The 26,120-nt window shown below is 47.2% G+C and carries 16 protein-coding genes; 4 read left to right on the top strand and 12 right to left on the bottom strand.

The genetic code is table 11. The annotated features are described in order from the left end of the window. Positions 1 to 135: 135 nt before the first annotated feature. From lpdA to sdhC, 7 genes are all read right to left on the bottom strand, one after another. Positions 136 to 1,572: a dihydrolipoyl dehydrogenase gene (gene lpdA, locus BGP75_RS14225; protein WP_076719481.1), complete on the bottom strand. Its 1,437-nt coding sequence runs from the start codon at positions 1,570 to 1,572 to the stop codon at positions 136 to 138. Positions 1,573 to 1,649: 77 nt separating this feature from the next. Continuing rightward, on the bottom strand, positions 1,650 to 2,861 hold the full coding sequence (odhB, locus tag BGP75_RS14230) for a 2-oxoglutarate dehydrogenase complex dihydrolipoyllysine-residue succinyltransferase (RefSeq protein WP_076719482.1): 1,212 nt from the start codon (positions 2,859 to 2,861) through the stop codon (positions 1,650 to 1,652). A gap of 36 nt (positions 2,862 to 2,897) precedes the next feature. Next, positions 2,898 to 5,738, bottom strand: a complete 2,841-nt coding sequence (locus tag BGP75_RS14235) for a 2-oxoglutarate dehydrogenase E1 component (protein WP_143821068.1) — start codon at positions 5,736 to 5,738, stop codon at positions 2,898 to 2,900. Between the two features lie 384 nt (positions 5,739 to 6,122). Then, complete coding sequence (locus tag BGP75_RS14240; protein ID WP_076719483.1) at positions 6,123 to 6,827, bottom strand: succinate dehydrogenase iron-sulfur subunit; 705 nt, start codon at positions 6,825 to 6,827, stop codon at positions 6,123 to 6,125. Between the two features lie 11 nt (positions 6,828 to 6,838). Further along, positions 6,839 to 8,611: a succinate dehydrogenase flavoprotein subunit gene (gene sdhA / locus BGP75_RS14245; RefSeq protein ID WP_076719484.1), complete on the bottom strand. Its 1,773-nt coding sequence runs from the start codon at positions 8,609 to 8,611 to the stop codon at positions 6,839 to 6,841. Positions 8,612 to 8,614: 3 nt separating this feature from the next. After that, on the bottom strand, positions 8,615 to 8,962 hold the full coding sequence (sdhD, locus tag BGP75_RS14250) for a succinate dehydrogenase, hydrophobic membrane anchor protein (protein WP_076719617.1): 348 nt from the start codon (positions 8,960 to 8,962) through the stop codon (positions 8,615 to 8,617). Continuing rightward, positions 8,956 to 9,333, bottom strand: coding sequence for a succinate dehydrogenase, cytochrome b556 subunit (gene sdhC, locus BGP75_RS14255; protein ID WP_076719485.1), 378 nt, complete (start codon positions 9,331 to 9,333; stop codon positions 8,956 to 8,958). The genes sdhD and sdhC overlap by 7 nt, the downstream gene beginning before the upstream one ends. Before the next feature lie 447 nt (positions 9,334 to 9,780). Here sdhC and gltA point away from each other — a divergent pair, with 447 nt between their 5' ends. Then, entirely contained in the window at positions 9,781 to 11,058 is a 1,278-nt protein-coding gene (gene gltA, locus BGP75_RS14260; protein WP_076719486.1) for a citrate synthase, read from the top strand. A gap of 277 nt (positions 11,059 to 11,335) precedes the next feature. On the opposite strand, the gene BGP75_RS14265 is transcribed toward gltA, so the two are convergent. Together BGP75_RS14265 and upp are read right to left on the bottom strand one after the other, a co-directional pair. After that, positions 11,336 to 13,228, bottom strand: a complete 1,893-nt coding sequence (locus tag BGP75_RS14265; protein WP_076719487.1) for a propionyl-CoA synthetase — start codon at positions 13,226 to 13,228, stop codon at positions 11,336 to 11,338. Between the two features lie 414 nt (positions 13,229 to 13,642). Further along, positions 13,643 to 14,272: a uracil phosphoribosyltransferase gene (upp, locus tag BGP75_RS14270; protein WP_076719488.1), complete on the bottom strand. Its 630-nt coding sequence runs from the start codon at positions 14,270 to 14,272 to the stop codon at positions 13,643 to 13,645. A gap of 286 nt (positions 14,273 to 14,558) precedes the next feature. On the opposite strand from upp, the gene BGP75_RS14275 reads away from it, so the two are divergent. Next, on the top strand, positions 14,559 to 15,152 hold the full coding sequence (locus BGP75_RS14275) for a hypoxanthine-guanine phosphoribosyltransferase (RefSeq protein WP_233152926.1): 594 nt from the start codon (positions 14,559 to 14,561) through the stop codon (positions 15,150 to 15,152). Positions 15,153 to 15,459: 307 nt separating this feature from the next. Beyond that, positions 15,460 to 15,651 (top strand): hypothetical protein, encoded by a 192-nt coding sequence (locus BGP75_RS14280; RefSeq protein WP_143821069.1) that lies wholly within the window; start codon positions 15,460 to 15,462, stop codon positions 15,649 to 15,651. Positions 15,652 to 15,788: 137 nt separating this feature from the next. On the opposite strand, the gene panP is transcribed toward BGP75_RS14280, so the two are convergent. Beyond that, positions 15,789 to 17,438 carry a pyridoxal-dependent aspartate 1-decarboxylase PanP gene (gene panP / locus BGP75_RS14285; protein WP_076719618.1) on the bottom strand — a complete coding sequence of 550 codons (1,650 nt, stop codon included), beginning with the start codon at positions 17,436 to 17,438 and terminating at the stop codon, positions 15,789 to 15,791. A 266-nt stretch (positions 17,439 to 17,704) separates the two neighbouring features. On the opposite strand from panP, the gene metH reads away from it, so the two are divergent. After that, positions 17,705 to 21,466 (top strand): methionine synthase, encoded by a 3,762-nt coding sequence (gene metH / locus BGP75_RS14290; RefSeq protein ID WP_255395938.1) that lies wholly within the window; start codon positions 17,705 to 17,707, stop codon positions 21,464 to 21,466. Between the two features lie 67 nt (positions 21,467 to 21,533). Here metH and BGP75_RS14295 read toward each other — a convergent pair whose 3' ends face one another. After that, the gene (locus tag BGP75_RS14295; RefSeq protein WP_076719491.1) at positions 21,534 to 23,135 is read right to left on the bottom strand and encodes a response regulator; all 1,602 of its coding nucleotides are present in this window, start codon (positions 23,133 to 23,135) and stop codon (positions 21,534 to 21,536) included. Next, a complete protein-coding gene (locus tag BGP75_RS14300; RefSeq protein WP_076719492.1) occupies positions 23,116 to 26,115 on the bottom strand; it encodes a cache domain-containing protein in 3,000 nt (999 codons plus the stop codon). Before BGP75_RS14300 ends, BGP75_RS14295 begins: the two co-directional genes overlap by 20 nt. Positions 26,116 to 26,120: the final 5 nt, after the last annotated feature.

Consider the following 26,120-nt stretch of genomic DNA (forward strand, 5'->3'; position numbering starts at 1 on the left):
GCTTAAGATCCGTTGTGTTATCAAAATTTCAGTTTGTAGCCTTCTGAGAGACTACGGGGCTGAGTAACATCAACACATTACGCGATGACAGATACTCAATGACCGCTCCGAAGAGCGGTCAAATCTAAGACTAAATTAGCGCTTCTTTCGATTTGCTACGTGAATCGCGTGACCATCAACAGCCAGTGCAGCTTCGTGTACCGCTTCGCTCACAGTTGGGTGAGCAAAAACAGTCAACTGAAGATCTTCGGCAGATGATCCGAACTCCATAGCGATAACAGCCTGTGCTATCAACTCTGAAGCCACACCACCAACCATATGGCAACCAAGAATGCGATCGGTTTCTTCGTCAGCTATCAACTTAACAAAGCCATCAGTATCCTGTGAGGCCATCGCACGACCAGAGGCGGCAAACGGGAATTTACCCACTTTGTACTTCACGCCTTCTGCTTTCAGTTGCTGCTCTGTCTTACCAACCCAGGCCATTTCAGGGTGAGTATAGATAATCCCTGGAATGCAGTCATAATTCATTTGGGCCTTATGACCATGGATAATATCCGCAACCATAATACCTTCTTCAGAAGCCTTATGGGCCAGCATTGGTCCTCGTACCACATCACCGATCGCAAAGACCCCTGGGACGTTTGTACGGCATTGGTTATCGACAGAAATAAACCCACGCTCATCCAGTTCAACACCAGAATCACCAGCCAGCAGACCTTCAGTGTAAGGACGACGACCAACAGCGACAATCAACTTGTCGACAACCACCTCCTGGTCTCCTTTGCCATCAGTGTATTTAACCGTAACTTCCTGACCGCTAATATCGGTACCCGTTACCCGAGCACCCAGGCGAATATCCAGCCCTTGTTTCTTAAGGAGCTTTTGCCCTTCTTTGGCAACATCTTTATCAGCGAAGCCCATAAACTCTTCCATGGCTTCCAAAACTATAACGTCGGAACCCAACCGAGCCCATACAGACCCCATTTCCAAGCCGATAACGCCCGCGCCAATAACACCAAGACGCTTAGGTGTCTCGCTGATATTAAGCGCACCTTCGTTATCAAGAATCAATCCCTCAGTCAGCGGAGCAGGAGGAATATTTACCGGCACGGAACCCGCAGCAATAATAATATTCTCAGCATCAACAACCTCAGTTGATCCATCGTTCTTGCTAACCTCGACTTTCTTACCAGCAAGAACTTTACCAGCTCCTTCAAAAAGCGTTACGCCGTTAGCCTTAAACAAACCTGCAATACCACCGGTCAGATTTTTAACAATCTGATCTTTACGCTTAATCATGGTGGGGACGTCCATGGCGACGTCATTTGCAGTGATGCCATGAATTTTGAATTCTTCATGAGCCATATGGTATTTGTGGGTGGAATCCAGTAATGCTTTAGATGGAATACACCCAACGTTCAGACAAGTACCGCCCAAAACGGCTTTGCCCTTACCATCGACCCATTTTTCAACGCAAGCAGTTTTCAGACCTAATTGAGCTGCACGAATAGCAGCAACATAACCACCAGGGCCTGCGCCAATTACGATAACATCAAACTTTTGAGACATGTCCTAAGCTTCCTATCAGTAACCTTTCTTTATAACGTTTCCAAACGAATGGAGCGTTACTAACCTTTTGGGTCTTCTTATACGTCCAGCAACATACGCGCGGGATCTTCCAGCAGATCCTTGATGGTAACCAAGAACTGCACGGCATCCTTGCCATCAATCATTCGGTGATCATATGACAGAGCAAGATACATCATAGGCAAAATAACAACCTCACCGTTCACCGCCATTGGCCGATCCTGAATCTTATGCATCCCCAGAATCGCAGTTTGTGGAGCATTCAATATCGGGGTAGACAAGAGAGAACCAAATACACCACCATTGGTAATGGTAAATGTGCCCCCTTGCATGTCTTCAATACCCAGCTTGCCGTCGCGCCCTCGTACAGCAAAGTCACGAATATTTCGTTCAATATCAGCTAAGCCCATATCATCGGTATCACGTAAAATGGGAACAACCAGTCCCCTTTCCGTAGATACAGCTACGCCTATATCCTGAAAACCATGGTAAACCATATCGTTTCCATCAATTGAGGCATTTACAGCGGGGAAGCGTTTAAGTGCTTCGGTTGCAGCCTTCACAAAGAAGGACATAAAACCGAGACGGGTGCCATTATGAGTCTTTTCGAAAAGATCTTTATATTGATTACGCAGCTCCATGATCGGCTTCATGTTGATTTCATTATAGGTCGTCAACATGGCTGCGTTTTGCTGAGCCTGAACCAGGCGCTTGGCTATTGTAGCACGTAGGCGTGTCATTGGTACGCGCTTTTCAATACGCACACCTTCACTCACTGGCTGGGAAGCCATCTCGGTAGCAGCAGCCGGAGCAGCAACTGGGGCCGCAGGCTTGTTTTTAAGATGCTTGAGTACATCCTCTTTGGTGACTCGACCACCTTTTCCAGACCCACTCACTTGAGAAGCGCTCAGGTTGTTTTCTTCCAGAAGCTTTCGCGCTGCCGGACCAACACCAGCGTCTGTGCTATCTTCTGGACCAGAGATTTCAGCTTCAGCTTCAGCCGCTACACCGTTATTGGCAGCAGCCGGAGCCTCTCCTGCGGCGAAACGAGCGATGATTTCATCACTAAGAACCGTATCACCTTCACCTTTCAGTATCTCAGCAATTGTACCGTCAGCCGGAGCAACAACTTCCAATACGACCTTATCTGTTTCAATATCAACAATCAGCTCGTCGCGAGCAACCGACTCTCCCGGTTGTTTATGCCAGGTAGCAACGGTGCCGTCGGCTACAGATTCTGGAAAAGTAGGTGCTTTGATTTCGATTGACATGATTCTTCCTTTACAAAATTCGTGGTTAGCCCAAGACTAAGCAAATAAACCGTTAATGGCGTCGTTGACCAGCGTTTCTTGCTCTATAACATGCTGAGACATATAGCCGGATGCCGGCGCAGCCGAAGCCAGACGAGCCGATACCTGAAGGTGCAATTCAGGAAATACCTGCTGAATCGCATGACGCATATGGTGTTGACTACAGTACCAGGCACCTTGGTTAAGGGGCTCTTCCTGACACCAAACGACGCTTTCTACATTCTCATAGGCTGCAATCGCTGTTCTAAGATCCGCTTCAGGGAACGGATACAGTTGTTCAATCCGAACGATAGCAACGTCATCTCTTTCATCGGCTTCACGCTTGTTGTAAAGGTCGTAATACACCTTGCCGCTGCAAAGCACTACCCGCTTAACCTTTTTGGTGTCTATATCATCCACTTCCGGAATAACAGTCTGGAATGACCCCTCTGTCAAATCATCCAAAGAGGAAATAGCCTGCTTATGGCGTAACAGACTTTTCGGTGACATGACAATCAGAGGCTTACGCAGAGGTCTTATTACCTGGCGACGCAGCATATGGAATACTTGTGCAGGGGTGGTGGGAATGCAGACCTGCATGTTGTGCTCAGCACAAAGCTGCAGATAACGTTCAAGACGAGCCGAAGAGTGCTCTGGCCCCTGCCCTTCGTAACCGTGAGGCAACAGCATGGTCAAACCGCATAGTCGCGCCCATTTGTGTTCACCACTGGCGATAAACTGGTCGATAACAACCTGAGCACCGTTAGCAAAATCTCCGAACTGTGCCTCCCATACCACCAATGCATTCGGCATGGTAGTCGAGTATCCGTATTCAAACGCAAGCACCGCTTCTTCGGATAAGAAGGAATCCAGCAAAGTAACCCGCGGCTGCTCTTCGGACAGGTTACGTAAAGGAACGTAGGTTGAACCATCTTTTTGATTATGCAGTACCGCATGACGATGTGAAAAAGTACCACGACCGACATCCTGTCCCGTTATGCGAATGGGGTGACCTTCAGCCAGAAGAGTCCCATAGGCAAGTACTTCAGCAAAACCCCAGTTAATAGGCATTGCTCCAGAGCCCATTTTTTTACGATCTTCCAGTATCTTGGCAACCTGGCGCTGAACGACAAAGCCTTCCGGAACAGTATCCAGTTTATTGGCCAGATCCTTGACCAGTTCGCTCGACACTCGGGTATCGCAGTGATGAGTCCACTCATGCCCCAAGTAAGGTCGCCAATCGACAAACAACCCTTCGTTTGGCTCGGTGACCAGACTCTTAGCAACGTGGCGACCGTCTTCCAGTGACTGACGATAGTCGGCCTCATAGGCTTTGCTTTGCGCTTCATCAATAACACCCTCGGCGATAAGGCGCTCTGCATAGAGTGTCCGTGTTGTCTTCTGGGTCTTGATTTTCTGGTACATCATCGGTTGGGTACCAGAAGGTTCATCGGCTTCGTTATGGCCTCTACGGCGATAACACACCAGATCGATCACTACATCTTTATGAAATTCGTTACGATAATCCAGCGCCACCTTGGTAACAAACGCAACAGCTTCGGGGTCATCACCATTAACATGAAAAATAGGCGCCTGTACCATCTTGGCAACATCGGTACAGTACTCAGTTGAACGAGTATCTTCACGTTTATTGGTTGTAAAGCCGACCTGGTTATTTACAACAATATGGACGGTACCACCCGTTTTATAGGCGCGAGTCTGAGACATCTGGAACGTCTCCATAACTACACCTTGACCGGCAAATGCTGAATCTCCGTGGATATTGATCGGGAGCACCAGATCGCCAATATCATCATCGCGACGATCCTGACGCGCACGAACAGAACCCTCAACAACAGGAGCGGATATTTCCAAATGGGACGGATTAAACGCAAGCGCTAAATGAAGCTCACCTCCAGGAGTGGAGATATTGGTTGAAAATCCCTGGTGGTATTTCACATCACCGGATGTTTCAAGTGTTCGTTTACCTTCAAATTCTTCAAAAAGCTCTCGAGGATTTTTGCCAAAGGTATTAACCAGTACGTTCAGGCGGCCACGGTGAGCCATTCCTATGACAACTTCTTTAGAACCGTATTTTCCGGCCCTTTGTATAATCTCATCCAAACAAGGGATAAGACTCTCACCGCCTTCCAAGCCAAAACGCTTGGCGCCAGCAAAACGAGAGCCCAGATATTTCTCTAACCCTTCTGCCGCAGTCAGTCGCTCCAGTATATGTTTGCGGTATTCCGGGTCAAACTGGGGATGACTGCGTACAGGCTCAATTCGGGACTGCAACCAACGCTTTTGCTGAGTGTCAACTATATGCATAAACTCAGCACCAACGGTGGTGCAATAAGTCTGCTTGAGGTCGTTAAGAATATCTTTAAGAGGAGCTTCTTCAGGTCCGAAAAACAAAGAACCTAATTGGAATGTCGTATCCAGGTCAGCCTCTGAGAGTTCATGGAAGTGCAGATCCATGTCAGGAACAGTTTCTCTCTCCTGCAGACCCAGCGGATCAAGGTTGGCTACCTGATGTCCTCGAACTCGAAACGCATTGATCATGCGCAGCACTCGGACTTGCTTTTTTTCGTGTTCAGAGCTGACGCTTGATACGGGAGCGGCCTGGGCTCGTTTCTGGTTTTTGGAAAGGTAGAGAAAATGCTCTCTGATTGCAGAATGGGGAATGTCCTGAGAGACAGTATCCTGTACGCGGGGTAGTTTGTTGAACTCCTCTCGCCATTCTGGGGGGACCTCGTTGGGATCTCTTAAAAAGAGCTCATAAAGCTCTTCGACGTAGTCCGCATTCCCACCGGAGAGGTGAGAAGTTTTCCACATCAACTCCATTATGCCTTCTTGCATTAGATAGGTGACCCTGTATTTAGGGAGCGGACGCCAAAGGCAACGATTCCATTTTCACTGATTGAATAAGCGAAAGCCCGGGAAGGACCCGTTGCGCTCAGGGTACACAGCCCCACATTTGATTGCGAATTTGAATTTTATTAGTAGACCCTTTATTAGTGGGCCTTTTATGATTTTTTTGCGGTGCTTAGTTTACAGCACTCGACGGTGTGTAAATATAATGCTTTCTACTTAGGAGAAAAAGCATTAATCGGCCCCAATACCGTTTTAATGCACTTTTTTGTTACCTGGGACCGAATAAACCGACATTATTGCCAAAAAAGCCTTAAAAAAAAGGTGCGCTTACTGCGCACCTTTTTCCTGACGACCCGATCAATGTAAAAATCAGGTTGCCTGCTGTAACAACATGTTTCTGATATGACCGATAGCCTTTGTTGGATTAAGACCTTTTGGACATACGCTAACGCAGTTCATGATGCCATGGCAGCGGAAGACACTGAATGGATCATCAAGGTCAGCCAGCCGCTCACGAGTAGCCGTGTCACGACTATCGGCCAGGAAGCGATAAGCCTGCAACAACCCTGAAGGTCCGATAAACTTGTCAGGGTTCCACCAGAATGACGGACAAGCTGTTGAACAACAAGCACAGAGAATGCACTCATAAAGCCCATCAAGCTTTTCACGCTCTTCTGGTGATTGCAGCCGCTCAATAGCAGGCGCTGGCGTATCATTGATCAAATAAGGCTTGATCTTTTCGTACTGAGCATAGAACTGCCCCATATCCACAACCAGGTCGCGGATAACCGGCAAGCCAGGCAACGGACGAAGCACCAGCTTGTCATCTTTAACCACAGATGAAAGCGGCGTAATACAAGCAAGTGCATTCGAGCCGCTAATATTCATACCATCGGAACCACACACACCCTCACGACATGAGCGGCGATATGCGAGACTTGGATCTTTGTCTTTCAGCAGCTGCAAAAGATCAAGAACCATGATGTCTTTTCCACCCGGGATATCGATATGGATATCCTGCATGTAAGGCGCATCGTCAACCTCGGGATTGTAACGATATACACTAACTAGCATGATGCGTCCCCTTAATATACTCGCGCCTTAGGTGGAAAGGCTTCTACGGTTTTGGGCGCGAAATTAACATCACGCTTACCAATACGCTTCTCCCCTGGGAAGAATACGGAGTGCTTCAGCCAGTTCTCGTCGTCGCGCTCGGTAAAGTCATTTCGAGCATGAGCTCCACGACTCTCTTTGCGCTCTTCTGCTGCGATAGCTGTCGCTTCTGCGATTTCCATCAAATTTTCAAGTTCCAGAGCCTCAATACGTGCAGTATTGTAGGCCAGGCTCTTGTCTTCCAGATGGAGATTGGAAACTCGCTCGCGAATACCTTCCAGCAATTTAAGACCTTTCTGCATGCTTTCGCCATCGCGGAAAACACCAAAATACAGCTGCATAGTCTTCTGCAGCTCAGCACGAACTTCAGCAACGCTTTCGCCACCCGTAGAATTATTCAGGCGGTTAAGACGAGCCATGGCGCGATCCAAATCTTCCTCGGTAGGCTCTACGGCCTCATAACCATCAGCAAGCGCCTTTTCAATCTGCATTCCAGCAGAACGACCAAAGACCACCAGATCAAGCAACGAGTTTCCGCCCAGGCGGTTAGCCCCATGAACAGATACGCAAGCAACCTCACCGCAGGCGTACAGACCTTCAACAACGCGATCATTGCCATCAGTGTCGATGGTCAAAGCCTGACCACCTACATTTGTGGGAATTCCGCCCATCATATAATGACAGGTGGGGACAACAGGAATTGGAGCCTCTACGGGATCTACATGAGCAAACGTCTTCGAAAGCTCACAGATTCCAGGAAGACGACTATGCAGGACCTCTTCACCCAAATGATCAAGCTTCAGGAAAACGTGATCCCCTTCCGGACCGCATCCGCGACCATCCAGAATTTCCAAAATCATTGAGCGCGCAACCACATCACGACCCGCAAGATCTTTGGCATTAGGTGCATAACGCTCCATAAAGCGTTCGCCATCCTTATTGATCAGATAACCACCTTCACCGCGACAACCTTCGGTCACAAGCACACCTGCACCAGCTATACCGGTGGGATGGAACTGCCACATTTCCATGTCTTGTGCCGGGTATCCCGCTCGAAGCGCCATTCCCACTCCGTCACCCGTATTAATCAGGGCATTCGTAGTCGACTGGTAAATACGACCAGCACCACCAGTTGCAAGAACCGTAGCCTTAGCCTTTATAAAGACAGTCTCACCTGTTTCGATACAGATAGAGATACAGCCGACCACAGCATCGTCTGCATTTTTTACCAGCTCTGCGGTATACCATTCATTAAAGAATGTGGTGCCGGCCTTTAGATTTGCTTGATATAAGGTATGAAGAAGAGCATGACCAGTACGGTCAGCTGCCGCACATGTACGTGCAGCCTGCCCGCCCTCTCCAAAATTCTTGGATTGACCACCAAATGGACGCTGATATATGCGCCCTGCTTCGGTGCGAGAGAATGGCAACCCCATGTGGTCTAACTCAAAGACAGCCTGAGGGCCCACGCTGCACATGTATTCAATAGCGTCCTGATCACCAATATAATCAGAACCTTTAACTGTGTCATACATATGCCAGCGCCAATCATCATTCGGATCAGCACTTGCAATTGCACAGGTAATACCGCCCTGTGCAGATACAGTGTGTGAACGAGTCGGGAAAACCTTAGTGACACAGGCAGTTTTTAATCCCGATTGAGCCAGCTGAAGCGCGGCACGCATACCTGCACCGCCACCGCCGACTACGATAGCATCATAGCTTAGCGTACGAAGTTTAGACATTGTTTATAATCCCCAAAGAACCTGAACACCCCAAACCAAAAACGAAAACATCGCTGTTCCGCACACCGCCTGAAACAGGAAGCGGGGCCCGGTAGGCTTAATGTAATCAGTAGATACGCCCCAAAGGCCAATCCAGGCATGGGCGCCGGTGGAGATAAGGGTCAACAGGGAGAAAACACGAACCCAGGTTTGCTCAAAAAGCCCTTTCCACTGCACATAATCCAGATCAGGATTAAAAAGCAGGTAAGCCAGAATAAAAACGGTGTATGCCAGAAGAATGACAGCCGTTGCACGCTGAATCATCCAGTCATAAAGGCCGCTGCGGCCAAAGCTTGTTATCGTAGTTACCATATCCATACTCCCGCCAGTAGTGTTGCTACGACACCGCTAGCAAGCGTGATTTTGGCCGCCAGGGTGCCGCTTTCAAGCTCTTCGCAGTAACCGAAGTCCATCACCAGGTGTTTAACTCCGGCGAACAAGTGATAAAGCAATGCAGATACCAACCCCCAGGCCACCAATTTCGCGAAGAAACTGTTCTGGAACATGTCGGCGACAGCGTCAAAGCCTTGCTGAGACTCCAGCGACAGGTCAAATGCATACAACATAAATGCGATACCAATAAAGAGAACCACACCTGTTGCGCGATGCAAAATTGAACTAATCGCGGGTAAGGGTTGTTTTATAGTACGTAGATCGAGATTTACAGGTCTTTTTTTGCTCACGGTTCTAATTCACACTCTTTGGCCCAGCTTCTGGGCGATTAGAAGGACGTGCTGAGATTGAAGCTCTAAAAACCCCATCAGACGTGACTTTCACCTCTGGGGTCAAGAACTTCGACGCGAGATTATAATCATTTCAGGCCACGAAAACAATTCGACCATTCTAGTTCTAAGGTCAAAGACAGGGCTGTTTTCACCTTAATAAACAAACAAATTCTACTAAAGAGCAATTTAAAACCTACACCAAAATTGATACAAGTGGCTAATGTTGCGCTGCGAAGATGTGCACACTGGTTTAATTGACATTGTCGTTTTTGACTCTATAGTGGTTACGTCTTTTTAAGCCAACCCTTTTCACTCAAACCTGTGGGGCTTGATGATCTTTGTAATATTTATGGATCGACAGATGCCGACCACAGTCATAAATTATAACGAATGATAGGAGCCGCTATGGCTGACAAGAAAGCGTATCTGAAGATCGATGGTATTGAGGAGACCATTGAACTGCCTGTGATGCAAGGGTCCGAGGGCCCTGACGTTGTTGACGTTCGAGCACTAACAAGCGAAGGCCTCTTCACCTACGACCCCGGTTTCGTTTCCACTGCCGCCTGTGAATCCAAAATTACTTTTATCGACGGTGGCAAAGGCGTGTTGTTGCACGGTGGTTACCCGATCGAAGAACTGGCAGAAAAGTCGGACTACATGGAAGTATGCTACTTGCTGCTAAACGGTGAGCTTCCAACTCCCGAACAAAAGGAAAAATTTGTAAGCACCGTCAAGAATCACACAATGATTCACGAACAGCTGAGCCATTTTTACAATGGTTTTCGTCGCGACGCCCACCCAATGGCGATCATGTGCGGAGTTGTAGGAGCGCTGTCTGCGTTCTATCACGACTCGCTGGATATTGATGATGCTCATCATCGTGAAGTCTGTGCATATCGCCTGGTTGCCAAGATGCCTACGCTGGCAGCAATGAGCTACAAGTACTCCAACGGCCAGCCCTTTATGTATCCACGCAACGACCTGAACTATGCAGAGAACTTTCTGTATATGATGTTCGGTACACCTTGTGAAGAGTATGTACCAAACCCTGTAGTTGCCAAAGCAATGGATCGAATCTTTGTACTTCACGCGGACCACGAGCAAAATGCCTCGACTTCGACCGTCCGCCTGGCAGGTTCTTCTGGCGCAAACCCGTTCGCCTGCATTGCCTCCGGCATAGCAGCACTATGGGGCCCCGCCCACGGCGGCGCTAACGAAGCGGTCCTGACGATGCTTGACGAAATCGGCAGTGTGGAAAACATTCCTGATTTTATTAACAAGGCCAAAGATCCTAACGACCCGTTCAGACTGATGGGCTTCGGTCATCGCGTATACCGCAACTTCGACCCTCGAGCTAAAGTCATGAAAGTTTCTTGTGACGAAGTTCTTAAGGAGCTTGGATTAGAAGACGACCCGATGCTTAAGATGGCTAAAGAGCTGGAGAGAATCGCTCTTGAAGATGATTACTTTGTAGAACGCAAGCTGTACCCGAACGTTGACTTCTACTCAGGCATCATTCTTAAAGCTATTGGTATTCCAACCAACATGTTTACTGTTATTTTCGCCCTGTCTAGAACTATCGGCTGGATTTCACACTGGAGCGAGTTCCACAGCAGCCCTAACCGCATCGGACGCCCTCGTCAGTTGTATACGGGCCCTAGCAAAAGAAGCTATCCTGGCTAACAGTTAAGACCTGGCATATAAAGACACCATTAAAAACCCTCGTAAAGAAAATACGAGGGTTTTTTTATTCCCGCCCGGCGGCTGCTCACTGCCGGTCGCCTGCCCTTCCTTTTTCACCACACAACTTCTCATACTTCCTTTCTTGACCCTGCTGGTTTTTAGCTGTGAAAAAGCATCCTATGAAAAAGAAACTTATAAGAAAGCGACCTATAAAAAGTAATGCATAAAAAAGGCCCGCACAACAGGCGAGCCCCCAGCTGCTAACAGCGGATTGAGATCAGCTTCCCCCAATTCCGTGAGCACCCATAATTTCAGTGATTTCAGGTAAGCTGGCCGGATCATCAATCGTTGACGGAACACTGTACTCTTCTCCGTCTGCGATTTGACGGAGGATTTTTCTCAAAATCTTACCCGATCTGGTTTTCGGTAAGCGCTGGACAACAATCGCCGTTCTAAAACAGGCCACTGCGCCTATTTCTTTTCGAACCATCGCAACCAGCTCAGCTTCCAGCTCCTTCTCATCGACATCAACACCATCTTTAAGCAGCACCAGGCCTACAGGGTTTTGTCCTTTCAGACTATCCGAGATCCCTATGACAGCGCACTCAGCAACCGCTGGATGATCCGCTACAATCTCTTCCATTTCTCCAGTGGATAAGCGATGCCCAGCCACATTAATAACGTCGTCCGTTCGACCCATGATGAATACGTAGCCTTCATCGTCTTTGTAGCCACCATCCCCGGACACATAGTATCCGTCAAATATTGCCAGATAACCTGTTCTAAAGCGCTCAAAATCCCCCCAAACAGTCGGCAGACATCCCGGAGGAAGTGGCAACTTAATCGCGACATTACCCTGCTCGTTTGGCCCGACTGGATTACCCTTGGAGTCAAGTATTTGAACATCAAACCCAGGAGAAGGCAGCGTTGAAGAACCCGGTTTCGGCTCCTTGGCCTCTATTCCCATTAAATTACCGCAAATAGCCCAGCCCGTTTCAGTCTGCCACCAGTGATCAACAACCGGCAGACCCAGCAAATCCTTAACCCAATAATAAGTAGGCGGATCAAGTCGCTCACCGGCCATAAAGACATATTTCAAATGAGAAAGATCATAAGGCTTTAAACACTCAGAATCAGGATCTTCTTTACGAATCGCTCTAAAAGCAGTTGGAGCTGAGAACAAGGCCTTAACTTTATACTCTTCACAGACACGCCAAAAAGCCCCTGCATCAGGCGTTCTAACAGGCTTACCTTCATAGAAAACGGTAGAAAGACCTGTCAGAAGAGGACCATAGACAATGTAAGAGTGACCAACCACCCAGCCAACATCCGATGCCGCCCAGAAAACATCACCCGGATCCATATCGTAAATAGCCTTCATGCTGTAACGAAGCGCCACTGCATGGCCACCGTTATCACGAACAACTCCTTTGGGCTTACCCGTCGTACCGGAGGTGTAAAGGATGTACAGTGGGTCTGTACCCTTAACCGGAACACAGTCTGCAGGCTTTGCTGCAGCGATTTCTTCCTCCCAGTCCAGATCCCGCCCAGAGGTCATTTCAGCTTCTACCTGCGGACGCTGATAGACAATGCACTTTTGAGGCTGATGAGCGGAAAGCTCAATCGCCTTATCCAACATGGGTTTGTATGGGATGATTTTCTGTATCTCTATACCACAGGACGCCGTGACGACAACCTTTGGCTCCGCGTCATCAATACGAACAGCCAGTTCATGAGGAGCAAACCCACCAAAAACAACAGAATGCACCGCACCTAAACGCGCACACGCCAGCATTGCAATGGATGCCTCCGGAATCATCGGCATATAAACAACGACTCTGTCTCCCTTTTCAACCCCCTGGGCCTTTAATACACCAGCAAACAATGCAACCTGATCCCGCAGCTCTTTGTAGCTGATCGCTTTCTTTACGCCGGTGACGGGAGAATCGTAATACAGCGCAATCTGATCACCCCGACCATTATTCACATGATGATCCAGAGCCATATAAGATGTATTCATCTCACCATCAGCAAACCAACGATCAATACCGTTTTCGTCTTTTGACAGGATATGTTCCGGCTTCTTGAACCACTCCAGGGCTTCTGCTTTTTCGGCCCAGAATTCGGCTGGAGCCTCGATAGATCGGTTATATTCACTCAGATAGGCCATTGCACCGTTCCCTTTAATTATAGATTTTCAGGAGAGCTGTCAGATAAACCGTCAGTCATATTGTAGACAGTTATCTGTTTTCATACCGGTACTTTAACTGAATTGATTATTTTTTTATCTACTACGATAGGCGAACATCACAGTCTGAAGCGCCCATTTTTTATCGGTATTTGGAAGTAAAAAGGATATATTTCGATTTTTTTCACTTCAGAGGTTTTTCAAAAAAATCAGTATAAACGCAAAAACTGTCGACAATCTTATTCAGACATAAAAAAAGCCCTGCGGATACAAGGCTTTTATGTCATTAATTGCTGACTAATTCTTCATAAGGCAGAGGATTTTTCCGGTATCAACGAAAAACAAACTCCAGGCTGAACTGAGCTTCAATCGGGCCTGCCTGTCGATGGGCTCCAGCTACTTCGTCCCAAATATTTTGTCTCCAGCGTCACCCAGTCCCGGTAGTATATAACCTTGTTCATTCAACCGCTGATCCACAGAAGCCGTGTAGATCTCGATATCAGGGTGCGCCGACTCAACTTTGGCAATCCCTTCAGGAGAAGCGACTAAAAACAACCCTTTGATGCTGGTACACCCGGCCTCTTTAAGCATATCAATGGTTGCAATCAAGGTTCCACCGGTGGCAAGCATAGGATCAATAATCAATGCCGTTCGATCCTGGATATCCCCAACCAGCTTTTCAAAATAGGGGACCGGCTCTAAAGTCTCCTCGTTTCGATAAAGACCAACAACACTGACTTTCGCGCTAGGAATCAGCTGCAACACACCATCAAGCATTCCCAGTCCTGCCCGAAGAATAGGCACGACCGTTATTTTTTTCCCCTTTATAACATCGACCATCAGCGGCGACCCCGTCCAGCTTTCAATTTCCTGCCGCTCTGTTTCCAAAGAACGGGTTGCCTCATATGTCAGAAGGTTTCCAACCTCTCCGGACAGCTCCCTGAAATGCTTGGTGCTGATACCGTTTTTTCTCATTAACCCTAACTTATGCTGGATCAGGGGGTGTTTAATCTCATGAACGGCCATGTATTCCTCTTTGCACTAGGCACTATAGGGCTTTGATGGGACTCGTACACATCAATCCCAACGATGATAAATTCAGACTAACAAAAAGAATCTGTCGCCAGGTTCAGGGCTGTCTATGTCAGAATTCCAAACAACCAGAAACAGCGACTACAAATAGTCCCAAATGGGTGTATCGAATCAAAAACCGGCTTTAAATAACCATGCCTTATCGACAAAATTCCCCGCACTGCTATACGGCAACACTAAAATTGACCGATTGTATCGTAATTCTTCATACGATTGTATAATGCCCGACTTCATAATCCAGACGCTTTGGAGCAGCTTTGCCATGACCCTTTCCAGCGATGAAATTAACGCTATTCACAATGAAGCAGACTGTCTAGCTACAGCTGATCAACTGGACCAAGCACTAGACAGTATGGCTCAGGATATTAAGAAGGAGCTTGCAGACAGTTGCCCGCTCGTCCTGAGTGTGATGAATGGCGGTCTGATCCCCACGGCTCAACTCATTCTGAAACTCGATTTTCCTTTAGAACTGGATTATCTCCATGCGACGCGCTACGGAGATGCTGTGGAAGGAGCTGAACTTGAATGGAAGGTCTATCCTGCCACATCAATTGAAAACCGGACGGTTCTGGTGGTGGATGATATTTTCGACCAGGGACACACCCTCGAAGCCGTCTGCAAATACCTGAGCGCCAAAGGTGCGAAACAAGTCCTGAGTGCCGTGGTTATTAACAAACTACATGATCGTAAAGTGGATTTCCGACCCGATTATATTGGATTAGAGATCGAAGACCGCTTTTTATATGGATTTGGCATGGATTACAAAGGCTACCTGCGCAATGCCAATGGAATTTATGCTGTAAAAGGCCTTTAGGGAATCGGCGAAACTCCCTAACTCCCGGGGCGAGCTCTGGAGCGACAGCTGCTTTGTCAGACAGCTTGGAAAGAAGTCGTCATTCCGCTACGCTGTCTTTCACGCATTGAGCCATTCCAGGGCTTACAGAGAACATAATGAACTTATTCGAGGGTTCCTTAATATTCGCTGTCGAGATCTACAACAGAAAAATATCCCCGCGTGGCTGCATACAGCTCTTTGAGAGACAGCCCGGATGACTTTAAACTGAGATAAAGACTATATGGATGCTGAGTATTCAGAATGGGTAATCATTGGGCTTGGGTTGATGTCACTGATTACTGTCCTCTACCAATACCTGCGAAGCCGAAAGAGAAAAATTCCTCTTTCGGCTCAAAATGATGTGAAAGCCAAGCGCTTATGGCAATGTGACCCTCAGGCCTACCAGCGAAAATTTGGCGATATTGATCGACAACTACAGGCCAACTTAGAGAAAAACCCAAAAGACGAAGGGACCTGAGAAATCTAAGATCCAGGCGGTCTATTTAATTCCTTTTCTAAGACAGCCCCAAACAGACAAACAGTCGGGATTACCTTATATGTTTCGCGTTAGGGGACCCGCGAACAGACCTCTTGGACCTCAGCCCTGTGCACAACCTATACATACGAGTGAGCAACCAGATCGTCCAGCTCCCCTATTCTTTTTTCTAATAAGCTATCATTACTGATTTGCCGCTGCTCATCCAGCACAGACCGCAGCACCTCAACAGTCGTCAACGGGTTTGCCAGTACAACTCTAAATACTGTGATTGACTGGTGGTTATGCAAGGGAGGATTAAGCTGTGTCCTTGAAACAAAGGCAAGGCCGTGCTCTCGTTGAGTTTTTTGAATAAAACGTGTGATTTTGTTCAGCACCTCATTGGCGTTGACCTGATCCTGAAACGTCCCATTTTTAAACAATTTTTGCACAGACGCCGGAACCCAGCGATAAGTAAGAATATTGAGCTCCGGTTCTGTAACCAATTCAAAATCTTCAGATTCACAGATCATCTCGGCAAATCGCTGAGCTTTTTCAATACCCTGATTAATAAGCAGCTCATAACCGCCGCGACCAATGATATTAAGCGCAGAGTGGACCAGCATTGCCATCCCGGGGCGGGAACCTTCCAGAGTATTGCTGCCCAAATCTTTAGAATCTCTGCGAATAATGTATTGAGCATGATGCTCAATACTGGTCAGGGTATCAGGGTCCCTAAAAAGAACAAGCCCCACACCCATCGGAACGTAGAGTTGTTTATGGGCATCAATGGTAACTGAATCCGCTCTCTCGATGCCCTTAAGCATATGCCGGTGAGTATTGGAAAAGACCGCTGGTCCTCCCCAAGCCCCGTCGACATGAAAATGAATCCCTTCAGATTCAGCAATATCGGCCAGGGCGTCCAGTGGATCTATATTCCCTGTTTCCGTTGTACCGGCAATACCAATAAGGGCAAAGGGGCGTATATTCCTGGTCTTTAGTTCAACGAGCTTATTTCGAAGCGAATCCAGTTTAATTTTGTTGTTCTGGTCAGTATCGATCGCAATAACCTGTTCCCGACCAATACCCAGCAGATCTGCCGACTTACTCAACGAATAGTGGCCTCGTTGTGAAACGAGAATAGCGGCTCCCTCACAACCATAATGCCGATAAGCACTGAATACCCCCTCTTTAGCGATACCGCCAAATTCTCCCTCAGGGCCAAACGCTTTGTTCCTTGCCGCCCAAAGCGCGGTAATATTGGCAACCGTTCCCCCCGAACAAAAAGCCCCAAGATGTTGATGACTATCATGTAGCCAACGCTCATAGAACCCTTCATTCTGATCGTATATCAGTCGATGCAGCATACCCAACACCTGACGTTCAAGCGGCGTAAAAACCTTGGACGTTTCGGTTTTAACCAGATTTTGATTTAGGGCAATCATGATTTTGGACAACGGAATCATGAAATAAGGCAATGCCGAAGTCATGTGGCCGATAAAGCTAGGTGATGAAGTGTGGACAGACTGTGCGACCACCTTCTCCATCAGGAATTCTGTCTGCTCTGAAACAAACTTAGGCTCTTCAGGAATTAAGGTGCTGGAAAAATCTTTTTCAATTTTGACAAGATCAGTTTCCTCCGCAACGATGTGTTTTTGCAAAAAACCGATCATATTCTCTGATATCCCCTCATCAATCTTTCTCAAAACAGAATCAGGGGCTTCAGGAATTGTAAAAATACGGTAGAGATTAGCCATGCTTGCACGAGCGTGCTTGCTGCTGTCGGACATTAAAGCAAACTCCGCTTTATACCAAAGAACAAAATACCAAAGTGCAACGTCGGGCAAGTATTTCAGAGCCGTATCCATAAAGCAATTGCAGAAAACCATACTTAGGAATCAGAACAATAATTCAGCTCATGACAAGATGAAGTGTTTTCAATACGTTAACGGAAGATTGCCAGTACAATGCCAAGAATACTCCACCCCGTGTGAACGTCGTCCAATACATAGGCATTACACGCAATAATACAATTATGCTTCTGAAGGATTTAGCTGTGCCTCAATCGAATAGACAAACACCAGATTTTCACTCTGACACAAGCTCACAGCCTCTTGCCTCCTCACGAGGACTCAGCCTAAGGGAAAGCCTTCAACAACGTATCCTCATCCTTGACGGGGGTATGGGGACGATGATTCAGCAACAGAAGCTGGAAGAACAGGATTACCGGGGAGAACAGTTCCAGAAATGGCCCGTTGATCTCAAAGGCCACAACGATTTGCTGGTACTGACACAAGCACCGCTAATTCGCGATATTCATGAGTCTTATCTCGAAGCAGGGGCTGACATTCTCGAAACCAACACCTTTAATGCCAATGCAATCGCGCTTGCTGATTATGAGATGTCACATCTGTCACGAGAAATTAATCTCGAAGCCGCAAAGTTAGCTCGATTGGCCGCAGATAAATACAGCGCACAAACACCCGACCGTCCGCGCTACGTGGCAGGGGTATTAGGGCCAACCAATCGAACAGCATCTATTTCACCGGATGTTAACGATCCAGCAAAACGTAATGTCAGTTTTGATCAGCTGGTCGATGCGTACATTGAATCCACTGAAGCACTGATTGAAGGCGGTGCTGACCTGATCTTAATAGAAACGATCTTTGACACCCTAAATGCCAAGGCAGCGATCTATGCAGTAGAAACCTGTTTCGATCAACTAGGCTTGCGCCTTCCGGTTATGATTTCAGGCACAATTACCGATGCATCAGGCCGCACGCTTACCGGTCAAACCACAGAAGCTTTTTGGAATTCTGTCAGCCACGCACAACCGATTTCAGTAGGTCTTAACTGCGCACTGGGTCCTGCTGAGCTTCGACAATATCTGGAAGAACTTTCCAATATCAGCAATACCTTTGTTTCGGCTCACCCTAATGCAGGATTACCTAACGCCTTTGGTGAATATGATGAAACGCCCAAGCAAATGGCCGATGAGATTGAACAGTGGGCCAAAAGTGGCTTCTTGAATATTATCGGAGGCTGCTGCGGGACTACCCCAGAGCACATTCGAGCTATCGCGGAGGCTGTTTGCAAATATCCCCCCAGGGTTATACCTGATATAGCAGTCTGTAACCGGCTTTCAGGGCTGGAGCCTCTCAATATCTATCCGGACTCTCTATTTGTTAACGTCGGCGAACGGGCCAATGTAACAGGCTCTGCGGTTTTTCGTCGCCTGATCAAAGAACAGGACTATGAAACCGCTATCGATATTGCCCTCAAGCAGGTAGAGAACGGCGCACAGATTATTGATGTGAACATGGATGAGGGCATGCTTGACTCAGAGTCTGCGATGGTGCGTTTTCTAAACTTAATCGCCGGAGAACCCGATATTGCCAGAGTTCCCATCATGATAGATTCATCAAAGTGGGAAATAATTGAAGCCGGTTTAAAGTGCGTTCAGGGCAAGAGTATCGTTAACTCTATAAGCCTCAAGGAAGGAGAAGATAAGTTTGTCGCTCAAGCCCGTATTATTCGCCGCTATGGTGCCGCTGTCGTGGTTATGGCTTTCGATGAAGACGGTCAGGCCGACACTTATGAACGCAAGGTTGAAATATGCACCCGATCTTACGAAGTTTTGACCCAAAAAGTCGGCTTTCCTGCGGAAGACATTATTTTTGATCCTAATATCTTTGCCGTAGCAACAGGCATAGATGAACACAACAACTATGCGGCTGATTTTATTGAAGCAACCCGTACAATCAAGGAAACCCTTCCTCATGCCATGGTTTCAGGGGGCGTGTCCAATGTATCCTTTTCCTTTCGGGGTAACAATCCGGTAAGAGAAGCCATACATGCAGTCTTTCTTTATCACGCAATTAAAGCGGGTATGGATATGGGGATTGTTAACGCCGGACAATTGGCAATTTATGAGGATATACCCGAAAAACTAAGAAATGCCGTTGAAGATGTTATTCTCAATCGTCACAAGGATGCAACCGAACAATTGTTATCTATTGCCGCAGACTACAGTAGCCAAGGAGCACAGCAGGATAACCAAAGCAACAACGCCTGGCGTGAACTGGATGTCAACGGTCGTCTCTCTCATGCCCTTGTGAAAGGGATCACTGAGTACATTGAAGAAGATACCGAAGAAGCGCGCCAGCAGCACGACCGTCCCCTTCAGGTTATTGAAGGCCCTCTTATGGAGGGAATGTCTGTCGTCGGTGATCTGTTCGGTGCCGGGAAAATGTTTTTACCCCAGGTTGTAAAGTCTGCCAGAGTCATGAAGAAAGCCGTTGCCTATCTGATGCCCTTTATTGACGCGGAAAAAAAGGGCACTGAATCAAGCAGCAATGGTAAAATCCTGATGGCCACTGTTAAGGGTGATGTCCACGATATCGGCAAAAATATTGTAGGCGTGGTACTTCAGTGCAATAACTTTGAAATTATCGATTTAGGAGTCATGGTTCCCGCTGATAAGATCATTAAAACTGCACAGGAGGAAAACGTTGATTTGATCGGTCTTTCCGGACTGATTACACCATCTCTTGACGAAATGGTCCACGTTGCCAAAGAACTAAAGCGCCTGAACATGAATATCCCGTTAATGATAGGCGGGGCCACAACATCAACGATGCACACAGCGGTAAAAATCGAACCTAACTACGATGCGCCTACGGTTTATGTAAACAATGCATCTCGTAGCGTAGGTGTCGCTACTGCTTTATTGAGTGATAACCAAAAAAATGCCTTCGTCGAGGAAGTAAGACAAGAGTACAGCGAAGCCCGTGAGCGACATTACAGTAAAGCAAAAGACGCCCGAAGGGTTAATCTGGAGAAGGCCCGAGCCAACAAGTATCCTATCGATTGGAACAGCTATACTCCGATGATACCAAACACCCCTGGTATTACGCTTTTTGATGATTACGACATCGCAGAGCTTATAGACTATATCGATTGGACCTTTTTCTTCCATGCCTGGGAGCTTAAACGTCGTTTTCCACATATTCTGGAAGACGAAGCTCTCGGTGAAGAAGCGCGTAAACTGTATTCTGATGCCCAGGCCATGCTTAAGCAGATCATCGACAACAAGTTACTGGTCGCCAAAGCAGTTATTGGTATTTTTCCTGCCAACCAGGTTGGTGAAGATGATATTCGGCTCTATACCGATGAGAGCCGGACAGATTCTCTTGCAACGCTTCATCATTTACGTCAACAAACGTTACAACCAGAGGGACGATACAATCACTGTCTGAGTGATTTTATTGCTCCAGCTGATAGCGGAAAACAAGACTACCTGGGCGCATTCGCAGTGTCGGTTGGTTTTGGTGTTGACGACATGGTTGCGCGCTTTGAAGCAGACCATGATGACTACAACAGCATCATGATCAAAGCGCTGTCAGATCGCTTGGCTGAAGCATTGGCAGAGTGCATGCACGAACGTGTTCGAAAAGAATTATGGGGATATGCAGCGGATGAAAACTACAGTACTGAAGAGTTAATAAAAGAGCCCTATCGCGGTATTCGTCCTGCTGCAGGTTATCCTGCCTGCCCTGATCATACGGAGAAAGCCTTATTATGGGAACTTCTTGAGGTAGAAGAAAGAACCGGCATCAGCGTAACGGAAAGCTTTGCCATGGTGCCCACTGCATCTGTCAGTGGCTGGTATTTCGCCCATCCTCAAAGTAAATATTTCTCAGTCGGAAAGATAGCTGAAGATCAAGTCGAAGACTATGCCAAGCGAAAAGGAAAGGATCAACGAGAGATGGAACGCTGGTTATCTCCGAATCTCGGATACGAACCAGAAGATTCCTGAATCAGTAGTCGTTCCATCAAACAGGCGTAAAACAGAATACGCCTGTTTGATATCTACAGGGTTGCTGTTAGCTCTGAAGCAACGGTATCTGGATGTCAATCTGGCATCCGGCACAGCTGGTTGAATCGGCATTGATTTTAGGTCCTATGTGGAAATTGCCGCCAAGGCTTTCCACTCTCTCCTGCATACCAAGAATACCATAGCCGCTGTTTTTAGGATGTCCCATCCCAGAATCAGCTGAATCTTCCGTCTCTTCTTGGCAGTTGTAACCAACACCATCATCGTACATATGCATATGCAATGTACCCTTCAGTACATAGAGGTCGACTCGGACATTCTTCGCGCCAGCATGCTTGGTAACATTACTCAGTGCCTCCTGAGCCACCCGGTACAGACTGGTTTCCAGTTCATCATCATCAATCGGCAGCGCATCAACCAAATTCAGCTCAACCTTAACGCCCAAAGATCTTAAACTTTTTATGATGGGCATTTCTGGTAATGCCGCCAATAATCCAAGATTGCTTAACTCCAATGGCTTAAGGGAACAGATACGGCTATAAACAGTGTCATACATCGCAGCAGTACAGCTTCTGATCGCACCGATACTGGCAGATAAAGACTCCCTGTCTCCAACCTGTGCATCCAATACAGCGGCTTCGGCCTGAACAGCTGTTAACAGCTGGCCCAGATCATCATGGAGTTCCTGAGCCAGATAGCTCCTTTCATACTCTTGGGTCTTGATAATCCGGTGTAATAGTTGACGCTTTTCGGCTAAAGCGCGAGCTAGCTCGGCATTACTGGCACGAATTAATTTGTCAGACTCAGCCAGTGCATCCATCATCGCCAAAATTTTTGCTTCAGCTTCCTTTAACTGGGTCACATCCAGAACAGTACCAAATATAAGGCATGAACGACCGCTACTATCAAAGCAGACTTCTATCTGGTGCTGCACACTCAGTACTTTGCCGTTAGGTTGCACAATACGGTGATTAAGACTTGCAGATTTGCCTGAATTACCTGCTTCTATGGATCGGACAATCCAGCGGCGAATCTGTAGATGTTCTTCTAATGGTACACATTCAAGAAACGTGTCCAGCGTAGGACTGCAATCACCTCGCTTAAGATCAAGTATTCGATAAAGCTGATCAGACCAGTAAGTATCATTGGTCATCAGATTCCATTCCCAACCACCTAAACCGGCAAGTCGCTGAGCATTATCCAGGCGTGCTTCACTTTTCTGAATTTGCTGAAGTTCACTTCTTACGGCACACGCCCTGAGCATATATCGCAATCGCTGGCCAAGAATCCGCCAATTCATCGGCTTAGTAACAAAATCAGTGGCACCTACCTCATATGCCCTTTCGACAGAATCATAGTCATCTTGTCCGGTCACCATAAGAATAGGAACAAGCTTTCCACAAGGCAGGCTTCGTAACTGATGACAGGCGTCGAAACCATTCATTCTCGGCATTTCAACATCCATTAACACAATATCAGGTAGCGTTTGTTGAAAGACCTCCAGCGCATGCACACCATCCTCAGCTTCAACAACTAAAAAACCCTCAGAACTCAGCGCTTTATGAGCGAGTAATCTCGCAGTAATATCATCATCCACAATCAAGACACGGGATGTTTCGAATAGCTGACTATCAAACGTAGTCTTTCGCATAAGCTGCGCCTCGTATTTTTATGAGTTCCATTCGCGCGCGTTCGTACTCGATTTCAATCTTATCAAGTAGTTCATTGGCTCCGGCCAGATCTGCGCAACGAGCACTGTTTTCCATTTCCTGGCAATAATCAGAGAGTATTCTAGCACCGAGATTCAGACTACTGGATTTAAATCCGTGAGCAGCCTGTCGAATGACTTCCGCCTCTCCCTGGGCGACACCATCGCGCAATCTGGACAAATCTCCTGGTGATTTGTCCAGATAGGCGGTAATAAGTTGATTCAGGAATTCGCCCTCTTTATCCATCTCCCGTAATTGTGAAAGAATGTCAGGCACCAACGCAGGCTCTTGGTTCGACAATTTCCGCTCTGATATTCCTTCGTCCGCCGTCGACGACTGGCTGCCGATATCCAAACGGCTTATATCCGAGCCAGTAGTATTCGGGCTGGTGTTATTAGAAAAAACACCTTCCGGCTCAAAGTTGTCGTCATTCAAAGGCTGTTGGCTAATATCATTCGACTTCAACAACCATCGACGAAGCACTTTCTTCATCTGAAGCTTGTTAAACGGCTTGGCCAGGTAGTCATCCATACCAACGGCCAAACACTGCTCACGATCGCCATCCAGCGCATTTGCAGTTAACGCAATTATGGGGACCCGGTGCTCATCTTCAGCAACCGATTCGGACTGGCGGATAAATACTGTCGCTTGATAACCATCCATTTCAGGCATCTGACAATCCATCAGCACCAAATCATAAGCGGTTTCTTCAAGCCGCTCTATAGCCTCAACTCCTGTCTGAGCCACATCAGCGTCAATCCCGAGACTTTTGAGAATTTGTAATGAAAACTCCTGATTCACCAGATGGTCTTCTGCTAACAACACTTTTCCAACAAACTGCTCATCCTCTACCTGTGAAGACTTTCCTCGGCTATCCTCAGTTGTTTCCTGAAGCGGTGAAGAAAGATACAGATCGCTGCTAACCTCCTGATCACCGCTGACTTTTGGTAACTCCACATCCAACCAGAACCGGGCGCCCTTACCTGGTTCGCTACTCAAGCCAACCGTCCCCCCCATCATTTCAACGAGCTGTCGGGTAATAGTCAACCCCAGGCCTGTACCACCAAAAACACGGGTTGTTGAACTGTCTGCCTGAGTGAATGATTCAAATATAGCTTTTTGATGTTCCGTCTTAATACCCACTCCGGTATCACGCACTGTAACTCTCAGTTCTACCTGCGTCTCGCTGTCTTTTATAATTTCTACCGCTATCTGAACTTCACCCTCATGTGTGAATTTTATGGCATTACCGATTAAGTTGGTCATTACCTGCCGCAGTCGGATACCGTCTCCTAAAAGCAAAGGCGGAAGCTCATCAGGTATCTGACTACTTAACTTTATATCCTTCTTGTTGGCGTGTGGAGAAAACAGCGTTTCCTGATCTTCTATTAACTCCCGAAGGTTAAAGGGCGCTATAACCAGTTCGAGCTTACCCGCTTCAATCTTAGAGATATCCAAGATGTCGTTGATGATATCCAGCAATCCTTCACCTGATAAGCGGATCACATCGATATAGCGTTTTTGGACTGGAGATAGCTCAGTATCACGCATGAGCTCTGCCATACCCAGGACACCATTCATGGGCGTGCGGATTTCGTGACTCATATTGGCAAGAAACTCACTTTTAGCCCGGTTGGCTTTTTCTGCCTCTTCCTTTTCAAACTGCGCTTTTTGGATATTTTTACTGATTTCCGCTTCCATAAATACAAAGGATTCAGCCAGATGCCCTACCTCATCATGATAATGCTTCGAAAGCTCCTTGATACTGGAATTACCCGCTTCTCCTTTAGCAAAATCCAGTGAGGGCAAGGCCTGGGCATGGGCTGCCAGGATATTCAGGGGGCGTGATATTTTTGCAACAAGTACTAGTGCAAGAATCAGACTGACAATAAATATCAGTCCAATAATTAAGCTTTGCCGGGCTACCAAGGCTTTACCAGGAGCCTGAATCTCATGAACCGGGACCACCACTCCCAGATACCAGTCAAAGGCTTTAAAGTAACTGATAAATGTTTGTACCTGCTGATTGCCTGACAGAAATGGGTCACTGTATCCCACTGATTCCTGACCGGCTTGCCGGGCTGCGATTAGTCGGTCTAATAGTTCTGATTCAGTAGGAGCCAGTTCACTGCTCTGAGTACTGGATTTGGCGGATCGGGTTGATGGTGGGATCAGTAATTGCCTGTCGCCGTTAAACAGAAAAGCGTAACCGCTGGTTGCTACCCGGATTTTACTAAAGGTACTTTTTAACGCCGCAACGATAACATCCAGTTTCTGTAAACTTTGCTGTTCGACATTGTCAAAATTAACGGTGACTGCCAGCGTCCAGTCCCAGCCGGGAATCGGCTTGAAATGGGCGATGTATTTATTCCCTTTTGTCTGACCTGGTTTCAACCAAAAGAATACGGCACTGTCTCCGTTAACAGACAACACGTCATCTCTCATGTACTTCTTTAACTTCCTTCCTTTGACATCCCGCAGATCCCCCAGTGAAGTTCCGACCAGACTCTCTTTAGGGTGGGACACAATGGTGCCATCTCGTCGGAAAACAAACACTTCGCCCTCATCGAACTGAACTGTTTTTAACCAACGTAAAGCTTCTGACTGGGCATTTTCCCTGGAAAGATGACCTTCATTTGACAATTTAATGTATTCACGCAACACCGATGCACTCAGCCCTGAGGTGTGAATCATTTTTGCCTTCAACATGGCCAGCAATTCGATTTTTTCTGAAATAAGGCGGTTATAACCCGCCTTTATATTCAGTTCTGCAAGCTGTAACACGTTGCGCGCCGATGCCTCTTCTGACATCAGCATCGCTCTCGCCACATCTCGTTGTGTAAAGGACATGATGCCAACGGAAGTGCAGGCCAGCACTAATATAATCAGTGCGATGATCTTGAATTTAAACGAGGTAAACATCTATA

The organism is Motiliproteus sp. MSK22-1 (assembly GCF_001968815.1).
In the GTDB taxonomy this organism is placed as follows: Bacteria; Pseudomonadota; Gammaproteobacteria; order Pseudomonadales; family Balneatricaceae; genus Motiliproteus.

Excerpts from the sequence above, each read along its gene's own strand:
- lpdA (WP_076719481.1), bottom strand. The coding sequence starts at position 1,572 with ATGTCTCAAAAGTTTGATGTTATCGTAATTGGCGCAGGCCCTGGTGGT.
- odhB (WP_076719482.1), bottom strand. The coding sequence starts at position 2,861 with ATGTCAATCGAAATCAAAGCACCTACTTTTCCAGAATCTGTAGCCGAC.
- BGP75_RS14235 (WP_143821068.1), bottom strand. The coding sequence starts at position 5,738 with ATGCAAGAAGGCATAATGGAGTTGATGTGGAAAACTTCTCACCTCTCC.
- BGP75_RS14240 (WP_076719483.1), bottom strand. The coding sequence starts at position 6,827 with ATGCTAGTTAGTGTATATCGTTACAATCCCGAGGTTGACGATGCGCCT.
- sdhA (WP_076719484.1), bottom strand. The coding sequence starts at position 8,611 with ATGTCTAAACTTCGTACGCTAAGCTATGATGCTATCGTAGTCGGCGGT.
- sdhD (WP_076719617.1), bottom strand. The coding sequence starts at position 8,962 with ATGGTAACTACGATAACAAGCTTTGGCCGCAGCGGCCTTTATGACTGG.
- gltA (WP_076719486.1), top strand. The coding sequence starts at position 9,781 with ATGGCTGACAAGAAAGCGTATCTGAAGATCGATGGTATTGAGGAGACC.
- BGP75_RS14265 (WP_076719487.1), bottom strand. The coding sequence starts at position 13,228 with ATGGCCTATCTGAGTGAATATAACCGATCTATCGAGGCTCCAGCCGAA.
- upp (WP_076719488.1), bottom strand. The coding sequence starts at position 14,272 with ATGGCCGTTCATGAGATTAAACACCCCCTGATCCAGCATAAGTTAGGG.
- BGP75_RS14275 (WP_233152926.1), top strand. The coding sequence starts at position 14,559 with ATGCCCGACTTCATAATCCAGACGCTTTGGAGCAGCTTTGCCATGACC.
- BGP75_RS14280 (WP_143821069.1), top strand. The coding sequence starts at position 15,460 with ATGTCACTGATTACTGTCCTCTACCAATACCTGCGAAGCCGAAAGAGA.
- panP (WP_076719618.1), bottom strand. The coding sequence starts at position 17,438 with ATGTCCGACAGCAGCAAGCACGCTCGTGCAAGCATGGCTAATCTCTAC.
- BGP75_RS14295 (WP_076719491.1), bottom strand. The coding sequence starts at position 23,135 with ATGCGAAAGACTACGTTTGATAGTCAGCTATTCGAAACATCCCGTGTC.
- BGP75_RS14300 (WP_076719492.1), bottom strand. The coding sequence starts at position 26,115 with ATGTTTACCTCGTTTAAATTCAAGATCATCGCACTGATTATATTAGTG.